8 protein-coding genes are annotated in these 12,424 nt (G+C 71.4%); 5 read left to right on the top strand and 3 right to left on the bottom strand.

Features of this window, described 5'->3' with window-relative positions:
* Positions 1-612: 612 nt before the first annotated feature.
* Entirely contained in the window at positions 613-951 is a 339-nt protein-coding gene (locus tag J2X36_RS02490; protein WP_310345777.1) for a VanZ family protein, read from the bottom strand.
* Between the two features lie 563 nt (positions 952-1,514).
* On the opposite strand from J2X36_RS02490, the gene J2X36_RS02485 reads away from it, so the two are divergent.
* Positions 1,515-1,976: a low affinity iron permease family protein gene (locus J2X36_RS02485; RefSeq protein ID WP_132253957.1), complete on the top strand. Its 462-nt coding sequence runs from the start codon at positions 1,515-1,517 to the stop codon at positions 1,974-1,976.
* 177 nt (positions 1,977-2,153) lie between these two features.
* Here J2X36_RS02485 and ligD read toward each other — a convergent pair whose 3' ends face one another.
* Positions 2,154-3,725 (bottom strand): non-homologous end-joining DNA ligase, encoded by a 1,572-nt coding sequence (ligD, locus tag J2X36_RS02480; protein WP_310345774.1) that lies wholly within the window; start codon positions 3,723-3,725, stop codon positions 2,154-2,156.
* Between the two features lie 66 nt (positions 3,726-3,791).
* The gene (locus J2X36_RS02475; RefSeq protein WP_310345771.1) at positions 3,792-4,967 is read right to left on the bottom strand and encodes a putative zinc-binding peptidase; all 1,176 of its coding nucleotides are present in this window, start codon (positions 4,965-4,967) and stop codon (positions 3,792-3,794) included.
* Between the two features lie 308 nt (positions 4,968-5,275).
* On the opposite strand from J2X36_RS02475, the gene J2X36_RS02470 reads away from it, so the two are divergent.
* From J2X36_RS02470 to J2X36_RS02455, 4 genes are all read left to right on the top strand, one after another.
* Positions 5,276-8,545 (top strand): transglutaminase family protein, encoded by a 3,270-nt coding sequence (locus J2X36_RS02470; protein ID WP_310345768.1) that lies wholly within the window; start codon positions 5,276-5,278, stop codon positions 8,543-8,545.
* A complete protein-coding gene (locus J2X36_RS02465) occupies positions 8,542-11,061 on the top strand; it encodes a circularly permuted type 2 ATP-grasp protein (protein ID WP_310345765.1) in 2,520 nt (839 codons plus the stop codon). Before J2X36_RS02470 ends, J2X36_RS02465 begins: the two co-directional genes overlap by 4 nt.
* A complete protein-coding gene (locus J2X36_RS02460) occupies positions 11,058-11,990 on the top strand; it encodes a transglutaminase family protein (protein WP_310345763.1) in 933 nt (310 codons plus the stop codon). Before J2X36_RS02465 ends, J2X36_RS02460 begins: the two co-directional genes overlap by 4 nt.
* A 99-nt stretch (positions 11,991-12,089) precedes the next feature.
* Positions 12,090-12,380 (top strand): acyl carrier protein, encoded by a 291-nt coding sequence (locus tag J2X36_RS02455; RefSeq protein WP_245516550.1) that lies wholly within the window; start codon positions 12,090-12,092, stop codon positions 12,378-12,380.
* Positions 12,381-12,424 lie beyond the last annotated feature (44 nt).

Genomic DNA, 12,424 nt, shown 5'->3' with positions numbered 1-12,424 from the left:
GGAACTGGAGATCGGTGACCATCGATGCTTCTCCTGCGGCTGCCCCGTCAGCCCGGAGCTGCCGTCAAGCCTGCGGCGCCTCTCGTAGCGTCGTGCGATTGCGCGGATGTTTCGTGCCACGGCCACGTTTGTTTCGTCGTGACATGGCGCACACGGCGCAAGCCGTATCGGCCCGTCCGCCCGGTCCCGCCGCGCAGAAGAAAATAAGCCGCGACGCCGATGCAAAAGGAGAATGTGTCCAGCCGGAGAGCTCTTCGCCGCGTGCGGTATCGATGGTGTGGAATGTTGTCTTCGTTCTGTGACGAGCGTCCGCTGACGAACGAGGTGGAAATTAGCGAAAGCGAATTTACTGCGCTGTCGAAATATTAGACTCTGGTGAAGATCGGGAGGCAGTCATGACTCATGATCCTCGCTGCTGGTTCGGTATTCACGCGTGGCAGCCCGCCGAATGGCCGCCGGAACTCGTCGAACGTCTCAGGGCGCGTGGCTGGAGCACCCAGACATCCTCGCGGTTCGAGCATTGCCCGCGCTGCGGCAGCAGCCGGACCATGCTGGCAGAACCCGTGATGTCGGGCAGCCGGCCCATGGCGCAGGCGGGATCCTGAGGCGCGCTCAGTTCCGCCCGTCCCGCGAGGTCGAGGGACGGGGCCAGGAGGTCAGCGCCAGGGCCAAGAGCCCACCCAAGCCGCAGCCTGCAGCCTTCACCGCGAAGTCCGCGACGCGGCCGTGGCGGCTCGGCTGCAGCATCTGCAGGATCTCGAGCAGGCCCGCCGCGGCGAGCGTGAAGACGAAGACCTGCCAGCGCCGACGCGGGTAACCGACCGCGAGAAGGAACCCGAGCAGCGCGAAGGCTCCGCACCGTTCGACGGAGACCGGTGCCCCCGAGATCGGGCGATATCCGATCGGCGCCACCGTCACGGCGACGAGGGCCGCGAGCAGGAGAACGCTCAAGACGCGCGCGACCGCGATCATCCTTGGCAATGCGACCGCTCCGGACCTGTGGAACGCGAGCGTCGAAGCCCTGAGGCCGCGCGCTCGGCGGGAGGGCGAAGTGTGAGCCGGCTCGCCGAGATGCGGTGTGCGAGGCCGCACAACGGCTTGGCCGTGCGCGCTTACAGGCGCCAACCGCTGTCAGGGGCCGGAGGCTTGTCAGCCGCGCCGATGCAGATACCCTGACGATCCTTCGAGTAAGACGGTGTCGTGATGACAGATAAAGACCGTGCGTTCCTTGCAGAAATCAAGACGAAAGCTTCACATCCCAGCCGCAACGACGTTCAGCGCTTACGAGAAATCTTGAGTCGCATGCGATGGGACCAGATTTTCGAGGTGAAGGCTTCGCGCGGCCCCGCCGCCCTGCGAGCCTCCTGAGCGGACGCGCAGTCGCGGGCCTCGCGCGACGAGCCTCCTTCGCCGGGTGAGCGCCCGATGCGCCGGTCGGTCGTCGGTGAACCGTCTGGAGCCGCATTCCGTTAGAAGGCGGTAAGCGTCTCCGTGCGCGGCCCGAGACCAGTCCCATGACTCCCGGTAGACATTTCACCGAATTCGCGTCGCACGTGGCGCGCGGCGCGGGAAAACCGATCACCTTCGCCTTGAGCATCCTGGTGATCTTCGCCTGGGCGGTGACGGGTCCCCTGTTTCACTACTCGGATACATGGCAGCTCATCATCAATACGGGCACGACGATCGTGACCTTCCTGATGGTGTTCCTGATCCAGAACACCCAGAACCGCGATGGCGCCGCGATTCAGGCCAAGCTCGATGAGTTGATCCGGGTGAGCGCGGCCCAGAACCGCTATATCGGCATCGAGAGCCTGACCGAGGAGGAACTCGACGCCTTGCGCAGCCGCTGCGCGTCCCGTGCGACGACCGAGCCCTGCGAGACGGTCGAGGCGGCCCAGGCGGCCGAGCAGCGCGCCGATGCCAAGGCGCGGGACGCCGCGCGGCGCGCGGGGGGCATGCCGCATTACCCGGCCTGACTCCGCGCATGGCAGCCGGAAAGGCGTCGACCTCGCCCGGTCAAGAAAAAGGCCGCTCCGAGGAGCGGCCCGAGTCTAGGGAGGAAACGCCCGTGGAGGGCCCGCCGGGGGCAACGCCGATGCCACCCGGCCCTCGAGAAACCTCGAGGATCGCGCGAGTGTTCCCGGCCCCGCGCCTCACCGCGCCCTCGTCCCGGAGGTGCCGCGCGGCAGCGTCTGCGGCGCGGCCGCCCAGCCCGCCAGATCCGGCAGCCCCCCGTCGAGCACGCGGCGCAGGGTGAAGGCCTGCGGCGAGCCGATGCCGGTGAGCGCTTCCCAGGACAACGGCATCGCGAGGCTCGCCGCGGGCTTGGCGCGCGTCGAGAACGGGATCACCGCCGTCGCGCCCCGCTCGTTGCGCAGGTAGTCGACGTAGATTCGGCCGGCGCGCTCCCCCTTCGCAACGTTCGCCGTGAACCGTGCGGGCTCCTCGCGCGCCAGAGCCCGGGCCACGGCCTCGGCATAGCCGCCGAGACGCGACCAGCCCGAGCGCTTGAGCGGCACGAGGGGCACGACGACGTGGATGCCCTTGCCTCCGGACAGCATCGGCCAGGCGGCGAGTCCGTCGGCGGCGAGGCGCTCACGGATCGTCCGGGCAGCCTCCACCACGGCAGAGAAGGGCAGAGCCGGATCCGGATCGAGGTCGAGGACGAGACGATCCGGCGAGGCGACCGATCCCGCCCGCGAGCCCCAGCCGTGGAATTCGAGGACGCCCATCTGGACGAGACCGAGGAGGCCGGGCAGATCGTCCACCGCCACATGCTCCCGCACGGTGCCGGTGGCCTCCCGCAGCCGAACCCGGCGCACCGTCCCGGGCAGCCCGGCCCCCGCATGCTGCTGGACGAAGCAGCGCTCGCCGACGCCGCGGGGGCAGCGGATCAGCGTGAGGGGCCGCCCCCGGATCTCGGGCAGCATCAGCGCCGCGACGCGCTCGTAATAGGCAACGAGGTCGCGCTTCGAGACGTGCGCGTCCGGATAGGGTTCGCGATCGGGGCTCGTGATGCGCACGCCGTGGCGCAGGAGCACGCTTCCGGACGCCTCCCGGACTGCCCGTGGGGCTTTCGGGGCTTCACGCGTCGGAGGCTTTGCGCGGGAAGCCCTTGCCCGCGGTGCGGCTGTAACCGCCCGCCCCGCCGTCCCGGCGATCTCCTCCATCGTGCGGCCGCTCAGGACGCTCGCGGCATGCGCCTCGGTCAGGTCGAAATCCGTGCGGGCCTCCGCGTCGTCGAGCTTGCACAGGAGCCAGTTCTCGCGGGCCTCTGCCTTGCCCCGCATCCGGATGAGCATCCAGTCCCCGCGCAGGCGCGCCCCATCGAGACGGAAGCGCAGACGCCCGTCCCGCAGACCCGCCCGCGGGTCCCCCTCGGGCCGCCAACGGCCCCGGTCCCACAGCATCACGGTGCCGCCCCCGTACTGGCCCGCCGGGATCGTGCCTTCGAAATCGGCGTAGGAGACGGGGTGGTCCTCCGTGCGGACGGCGAGGCGTTTCTCGGCAGGATCGAGGCTCGGGCCGCGCGTCACGGCCCAGCTCAGCAGGACGCCGTCGAGTTCCAGCCGGAAATCGTAGTGGAGGCGGCGGGCCGCGTGCTTCTGCACGAGGAAGCGGTGGCCCTCGCCCGCTGCGCGTCGGCCCGGCGGCTCCGCGGTTTGGGCGAAATCGCGCTTCGCGTTGTAGGCGGACAGGGCGGGGTCTGAGGATAGGCTCGACATGGGCGGCGACGGGGCAAGCGGCTCGACGGGCCGAAAAGGGGGGCACTCTTCAACGCCCGAGCCGCCTCACACGTTCGGCGCCGCGACCGGGTTGCGAAGTCCTGCGATCACCGCCTTCAGGATGTCGGCGCCGGCCGCCTCGCCGGGCAGCGCCGGATCCTGCCACCGCACGGCGTAGATCCGCTCGTGGATGAAGGCGAGCTTCGCGATCACGGCGGGCGTCAGCTTGAAGGGGTAGAGGGACGCCTGCCCCATGCTGCGGCTCAACGAGTTCACCGCGTAGGTGAGGGGCAGCCACGCCTCGATCAGCCGGCCGAGGTCCGGCGTGCGGTGAGGGTCGAAGTCGATCACCACGGGCTCCGCCGGCCCGGCGCGCAGGCGTGGGCGCACGTGCAGTTCGAAGGTCGAGGCGGTCTCGATCGTGTCGACCATGTGGAGGTAGTGCGCCCAGGTCTCGGCGAAATCCTCCCACGGGTGGCTCGTCGCGTAGGCCGAGACGTAGGATTCCTCCCAATCCGCCGGGGCGCCGTTGGCATAGTGGCGCTGAAGCGCCGCGCCGTAATCCTGGCTCTCGTCCCCGAACAGGGACCGGAAGGTCCACAGGCTCGGATCGTCGCGCACGAGCACGTTCCAGAAATAGTGCCCGATCTCGTGGCGGAAGTGGCCGAGCAGCGTCCGGTAATACTCGCCGAACAGGAGGCGCCGCCGCTCCCGCTCGACGTCGTCGGCCTCGGCGATGTTGAGCGTGATCAGCCCCTCGAGGTGGCCGGTGAGGATCGGCGGCCCGATCAGGAAGGTCTCGGCGGGATCGACCAGGAAGTCGAAGGCAAGGCCGGCCGGGTCCTCGGCGCGGGTCGGCAGCGGCAGTTCGAGGCGCAGCAGCGAGTAGAACAGCCGGTGCTTGGCGGCCTCGATCTGGCGCCAGCGCGCCACGTTCCTGGGCACCGTGAGGTCGGGCACCACCCGGTTGTGGCGGCAGGCGGTGCAGTAGATCTCGGGAGAATCCTCGGCCACGAGCCAGTTGCAGGCCCCGTAGGCTGCGTTCGCGCAGAACCGGACCTTGCGGGCCGGGTGGGCGTAGGCATGGAAGGTCTGCACGCCGTAGGCCGACGGCTCGGACGGCTCCAGCGCAGAGACCTCGTGCACCTCGCAGACGTAGCCGAGCCGGCGCTCGCAACTCTCGCAGGCCGTGCTCTCGAAGGAGACCGGCTGGTCGCAGGCTTGGCACTGAAAGATCTTCATGACGCAATCCGGGAGCCTGCAGCGAGCGCGGGCCGCCCTATCGAGCGACAAGGCGGCTCCCCCGTCAAAGTTCCCCGGCCGCCGGTGCGCCCTTGCTCCCGGCCCGTTACCCCGGCAAGGAGCGGATAGCGGCGAGGGTGCTCGACTGCACGGAACTTGCTTGATGGTCCCGGCCTCGGCCCGCCGCTGGCGCGGGACCGCCCCGGCGGGTCCGCCCGTGCTATCCTCGCGGGATGCATCCCGGCGGGATCCAGTCCCGTCAGGCTCAAGGCCGACCCGAAGCCATCGTCCCGAAGACCGGAGTGCCCGTGTCGATCAAAGCCGCCCTGCACCACGTCACCCATTACCGCTACGACCGGCCGATCGCCCTCGGGCCGCAGGTGGTGCGCCTGCGTCCGGCGCCGCACACGCGAACCAAGATCCCGTCCTACGCCCTGAAGGTGACGCCGGCGAACCACTTCGTGAACTGGCAGCAGGACCCGAACGGCAACTGGCTTGCCCGGCTCGTCTTCCCGGAGAAGACCACCGAGTTGAAGATCGAGGTCGATCTGACGGCCGACCTCTCGGTGATCAATCCGTTCGACTTCTTCCTGGAGGAGTACGCCCAGGCTTGGCCCTTCTCCTACCCCGAAGAGCTCGCCACCGAGCTCGCGCCCTATCTCCAGCCCGAAGATGCGGATGGCCCGGAGATCGAGGCGCTCCTGAAGCGGCTGCCCAAGGAGAACGCGACCGTCTCGTTCCTCGTCGACCTGAACGATCTCGTGCGCTCGGAGGTCGTGTACGGCGTGCGCATGGAACCGGGCGTGCAGAGGCCGGCCGAGACGCTGACGCTCAAGAGCGGGTCCTGCCGGGATTCGGCCTGGCTCCTCGTTCAGGTCCTGCGCCGGATCGGTCTCGCCGCCCGCTTCGTCTCCGGCTACCTGATCCAGCTCGTGCCGGACACGACGGCGGTGGACGGGCCGGAGGGCACCAAGACCGACTTCACGGATCTCCATGCCTGGGCCGAGGTCTACCTGCCGGGCGCCGGCTGGGTCGGGCTCGATGCCACCTCGGGCCTCCTCTGTGGCGAGGGCCACATCCCGCTCGCCGCCACGCCGCATTACAGCTCCGCCGCTCCGATCTCGGGGCTCGCGGAGCCTGCCGGCGTCGAGTTCGGCTTCGAGATGACGGTGACGCGCGTGGCCGAGGCGCCGCGCATCACCAAGCCCTTCTCGGACGCGGTCTGGGCCGCGATGGACCGGCTCGGCGACCGGATCGACGCGGACCTCTCCGCGCAGGATGTGCGCCTGACCATGGGCGGCGAGCCGACCTTCGTCTCGATCGATGATTTCGAGAGCCCGGAATGGAACGCCGCCGCCGTCGGCCCGACGAAGCGGGCGCTCGCCGACAAGCTGATCCGGCGCCTGCGCGCCCGCTTCGCGCCGGGCGGCATGCTCCATTACGGCCAGGGCAAGTGGTACCCCGGCGAGAGCCTGCCCCGCTGGGCCTTCGCCCTCTACTGGCGGCGGGACGGGGAGCCGGTCTGGCGCGACGATGCCCTGATCGCCGCCGAGGACGGCCCGCGGGATGCGAAGGGGCCGCAGGCGAAGGCCCTCATCGATGCGGTCGCCCGACGGCTCGAACTGCCCGATTACGTGATCCCGGCCTACGAGGACCCGACCTACTGGTCCGAGCGGGAAGCGGAATTGCCCGCGAACGTCACGGCCGACCAGCCGAAGCTGCCGAACGCCGAGGATGAAGCCCGCATGCGCCGCGTGTTCGAGCGGGGTCTCGGCGAGCCGGCAGGCTACGTGCTGCCGCTGGCGAGCCTGCCGACCGGCAAGGACGGCGGGGCGGACAGGCTCTGGATCTCGGAAACCTGGGACTTCCGCCGGGGCCAAGCCTTCCTGACGCCCGGCGATTCGCCCCTCGGCTTCCGCCTGCCGCTGGGCTCGCTGCCCCACGTGCCGCCCGAGCACTACCCCTACTACCAGCCCCAGGACCCGCTGGAGCCGCGCGGCAACCTGCCCGCCGGCCATCCAGGCAGCGCGACCCGGAACGGCGCCGGCATCACGGGCGTCGCCGTGCGCACGGCGCTCGCCGTCGAGCCGCGGGGCGGCATCCTGCACGTCTTCATGCCGCCCGTGCAGCGGGCCGACGAGTACCTCGAACTCCTCGCCCTGCTGGAAGCGGCCGCGGCCGAGATCGGCCAGCCGGTCCATATCGAGGGCTACGAGCCGCCCTACGATCCGCGCCTCAACGTCATCAAGGTCACGCCCGACCCCGGCGTGATCGAGGTCAACGTGCACCCGGCCGCGACCTGGCGCGAGGCCGTGCGCATCACGACCGACCTCTACACGGATGCCCGCGAGACCCGCCTCGGCGCCCAGAAGTTCATGATCGACGGGCGCCACACCGGCACCGGCGGCGGCAACCACGTGGTGATGGGCGCCGCGAGCCCGGATGATTCTCCCTTCCTGCGCCGGCCGGATCTCCTCAAGAGCCTCGTCCTCTACTGGCAGCGCCACCCATCCCTGTCCTACCTGTTCTCGGGCCTCTACATCGGACCGACGAGCCAGGCGCCGCGCATGGACGAGGCCCGCCACGACGGCCTCTACGAGCTGGAGATCGCCCTCGCGCAGGTGCCCGCACCGGACGACCCGAACATCCCCCGCTGGCTCGTCGACCGGATCTTCCGCAACATCCTCGTCGACGTCACCGGCAACACCCACCGGGCCGAGATCTGCATCGACAAGCTCTACTCGCCGGACGGGCCGACCGGCCGCCTCGGCCTCCTCGAGTTCCGCGGCTTCGAGATGCCGCCGGACCCACGCATGAGCCTCGCCCAGCAGCTCCTGCTGCGGGCGCTCGTGGCGTGGCTGTGGCGCGAGCCGCAGGAGGGCGGCTGTGTCCGCTGGGGCACGGCGCTCCACGATCGCTTCATGCTGCCGCATTTCCTCTGGGCGGACTTCCTCGGCGTGCTGGAGGACCTCGGCCGGGCCGGCTACGAGTTCGACCCGACGGCCTTCGAGGCGCAGCGCGAGTTCCGCTTCCCCGTCTTCGGCCGGGTCGAGCACGGTGGCGTCACGATGGAGCTGCGGCAGGCGCTGGAGCCCTGGCACGTGCTGGGTGAGGAGGGGGCGATCGGTGGCACGGTGCGCTACGTCGACAGCTCGGTCGAGCGCCTGCAAGTCAAGGTCAACGGCTTCGTGCCGGGCCGCCACGTCATCGCCTGCAACGGGCGGCGCCTGCCCATGACCGGCACCGGTACGGCGGGCGAGGCGGTGGCCGGCCTGCGCTTCAAGGCGTGGCAGCCGGCCTCGTCGATGCACCCGACGATCGCACCCCACGCGCCGCTGACCCTCGACGTCCTCGACGCGTGGAGCGGTCGCTCGCTGGGCGGCTGCCGCTACCACGTCGCGCATCCGGGCGGGCGCAACTACGAGACCTACCCAGTCAACACCTACGAGGCGGAGGGGCGGCGCCTCGCCCGCTTCCAGGCCCAGGGCCACACGCCGGGCGGGGTCGCGATGCCGCGCGAGGAGGCGAACCCCGAATTCCCCTTGACCCTCGACCTGCGCGTGCCGGCGCCCCGATGAGCCCGGCCGGGCCAGCGGACGGGGAGGGCGTGTCCGAGCGGCTCGCCCGCTGGACCGGCGCCTATCGTCCGCAAGCCGGACTTCCCGACGAGTTCCTCGGGCCGGATGGGCACCCCCGCGGCGCCTGGACCCGGCTCCTCGAACGGCTCGGGCGCTTGGCCGAACACGAGATCATGGCCCGCTTCGTCTCGGCGGAGCGGCACATCCGGGACGCCGGCATCTCCTACCGGATCTACGGCGACCAGCGCGAGCATGCCTGGCCCCTCGGCTCCCTGCCGCTCGTGATCGAGGCGGCCGAATGGCGGGCCCTGAGCGCGGGGCTCGTCCAGCGGGCCGAGCTGATGGAGGCGATCCTTGCCGACGTGTACGGGCCGGGCCGGCTCGTGGCGGAGGGCCTGCTGCCGGCCGCGGTGGTGGCGAGCAGCCCCGAGTTCCTGCGCCCGCTCCACGGCGTGGCGCCCCCCGGCGGACGCTACCTGAAGCTCTACGCCGCCGATATCGGGCGCGGCCCCGACGGGCGCTGGCGGGTGCTCGCCGACCGTACCCAGGCCCCCTCCGGCCTCGGCTACGCCCTGGAGAACCGGATGGTGCTGACCCGCGCCTTCCCCGATCTCTACCAGGACCTCCACGTCGAGCGATTGCCCGCCTTCTTCCAGGCCTTCCGGCAGGCGCTCGCGGCCGGCGCCGAACGGGCCGAGCCACGCATCTGCCTGCTGACCTCCGGCCCCTTCTCCTCGACCTACGTCGAGCAGGCGGCGCTCGCCCGCTATCTCGGCCTGATGCTCGTCGAGGGCGACGATCTCGTGATGCAGGACGGCTGCCTTCACGTGCGCACCGTCTCCGGGCTCAAGCGCGCCGACGTGCTCTGGCGGCGCATCGACGCCGACTATCTCGACCCGCTCGAACTGAACCCGGTCTCCCGCCTCGGCATCCCGGGCGTGCTCGACGCGCTGCGCAACGGCAGCCTCGTGATGGGCAACATGCCGGGCTCCGGCATGGTCGAGTCGGGCGCCCTCGCCGCCTACCTCCCCGGGATCGCCCGGGCGCTGCTCGGCCAGGAGCTCCAGCTCGACAGCCCGCGCACGTGGTGGTGCGGCGATCCGGACGGGCTCGCCCATGTCCGAGACCATCTCGACGACCTGACCCTTCGGCCCGCCGCCACCCCGACCCGCGGGGCGGGGCGCGACGCGATCCTCGCCCCCTCCACGATCGCGGCCGAGCGCGCGCGGGTGCTGGAGGCGCTGCGCGACCGGCCCTTCGACTATGTGGGGCAGGAACCCGCCCCCCTCTCGACCATGCCGGGCTGGGAGCGCGCGGACAGGGGCCTGCGCTTCGTGCCGCGGCCCTTCGCGCTGCGCGTCTTCGCGGCGGCGACGCCCGAGGGCTGGCGCGTCCTGCCCGGCGGCTTCTGCCGCCTCTCGGAGCGGCCCGACGTCGACCCGACCGAGATGCGGCTCGGGATCCGCGCCGCCGACGTCTGGGTCCTGTCGGACCGCCCCGTCGACGCGCCGACGCTGTCCATGCAGGGCGCCCCCCGGGTGCGGCGCATCGCCGGCCACCTGCCGTCGCGCGCGGCCGACGGCCTGTTCTGGTTCGGCCGCTACGCCGAGCGCGCCGAGGCGGTGACCCGCCTCGTCCTTGCCCACCTCGTCAGCGTCGGCGAGGCCGTCGTCACCGACATCACGGGCAGCGTCCGCGCTCCCGCCGCCCTGCGCCTGCGCGCGATGCTGGCCGAGTGGGGCGCGGTGAGCGCCCCCGACCTGCCGACCGCCGCGCTCGCGCAGGAGGCGCTGATCGGGCGCGAGATCCACGGCTCGGCCCGGGCCCATGTCGCGCGGGCGCGCCGCAACGCCGCGACCCTGCGCACCCGCCTCTCCGGCGAGGCGTGGCGGGTGCTCGCCGACCTCACCGACCTCCTCGCCCTCGACGAGGGCCGCGACTTCGCCGAGGCGCAGCTCCTCGGCCGGGCCGAGCGGGCGCTGAGCCACATCGCCGCGCTCTCGGGCCTGACCCAGGAGAACATGAGCCGCGCCGCGGGCTGGCACTTCGTGGATCTCGGGCGCCGGATCGAGCGGGCGATCAACACCTGCTCCTTCGCGATGAGCTTCGCGGGCGACGAGGCGAGCGCGGACGATCTCGGGGTGATGCTCGCCCTGTGCGACTCGCAAGTGACCTACGGGGCGCGCTACATGCAGGGCGTGGCCCTCGAGCCGGTGCGCGACATGGTGCTCCTCGACCCCTTCAACCCGCGCTCGGTCGCCTTCCAGGTGGAGGCGATCCTGCGCCACCTCGACGATCTGCCGGCGCTGTCGGCCGACGGCATCCCGGAGCCGCACCGGCGGCTCGCCGCGCGGATCCGCGCCGAGTTCGCGGGCTGCGAGGCGGCCGATCTCGACGGCGTGGCCATGGCCCGGCTCGAGAGCGAACTGGAACGCTTGGCCGACGCGGTCGCGGGGCGCTACTTCCCGAACGGGCCTCAGGGCCTGCGCCCGGAGAAGCTTGCGGGGCTCGCGTGATCTACACGCTGCGCCATCTGACCGCCTACCGCTACCGCAGACCGGTCCGCTTCGCCCGCTGCTCGCTGCGCCTGCGCCCGCAGGACGGGGAGGGGCAGACCGTGCTGGAGAGCGCGGTGGCGATCACCCCGGAGCCGCGCGGCCGCACCCTGCGCCGGGACTATTTCGGCAGCGAGACGGTCTCGTTCATCCTCGACGCGCCCCATACCGAGTTCAGGGTCGAGGCGCTCTCCCGCGTGCGGGTGGAGCGGCCGCCCCTGCCGGAGCCGGAATCCGGCCCCTCCTGGGAGACGGTCCGCGCGGCAGCCCTCGCCGAGCCGAGCCTCGGGCCCGACGCTCCGGCCCACTTCCTGTTCCCGAGCGCGCGGGTGCCGCTGGTCTCCGCGGTGACGGACTATGCCCGGGCGAGCTTCCCGCCGGGGCGCAGCGCCTATGGCGGCGCCGTCGAGCTGATGCACCGGATCGGAGGCGATTTCCGCTTCGATTCCAAGGCCACCACGGTCGCGACGCCGCTCGCCGAATCCTTCGCCCTGCGGGCCGGCGTCTGCCAGGACTTCGCCCATATCATGATCGCCGCCTTGCGCGGCCTCGGCCTGCCGGCCGCCTATGTCGGCGGGTACCTGCGCACGACGCCCCCGCCCGGGCGGCCGCGCCTGCGCGGGGCGGATGCGAGCCACGCCTGGGTCGCGCTCTGGTGCGGCGGCCGATGGCACGGCCTCGACCCGACCAATGGCGTCGGCGTGCGCGATCACCATATCGTCGTCGCGCGCGGTCGCGACTACGGCGACGTCTCGCCCATCGACGGCGTCGTCTCGGCCTCCGGCTCGCAGAAGCTCAAGGTCGAGGTCGACGTGGTGCCCGAGGACGAGCCGATGCCGCAGGAGGCGGCGGACGCTGGTCACGAGGCGCGGGAAGCCTTCGTCGCCTGATTGCGCCCGCATTCGGCCGCCATTCAGATGCCATGGACTTTTCGATGCCGGATCGATATGGCGCGCGGTCCCGGTCCGGAACGCGGGGGAGACAGTCAGGTGCTGGTTCAGACGAATGCGGTGCGGGAGGCGATCCTCGACTTCATCGCCGGCCGCAATCCCGGCCTCGCGCCGGGAGCCGTGACGGGGCAGACTTCCCTCGTGACGAGCGACGCCCTCGACTCCATCGGCGTGCTCGACCTCGTGCTCGATCTCGGCGAGCGCTTCGGCGTGGAGATCGAGGAGGAGGCGTTCGGCCTCCAGAATTTCGAGAGCGTCGACGCGCTCGCCCGCTACATCGCCGGCAAGATCGACGCCGGGCGCGCGCAGCCCGAGCATGCGGCCGCATGATTGGGCCGGACGACCGGGTCGCGCCGCTCCGAATTCTGCCCTGA

It is taken from the genome of Methylobacterium sp. BE186 (assembly GCF_031457035.1).
Taxonomy (GTDB): Bacteria; Pseudomonadota; Alphaproteobacteria; order Rhizobiales; family Beijerinckiaceae; genus Methylobacterium; species Methylobacterium segetis.
Note: the sequence above shows the minus strand (reverse complement) of the source record. Positions and strands in the feature narration are given on the sequence as shown.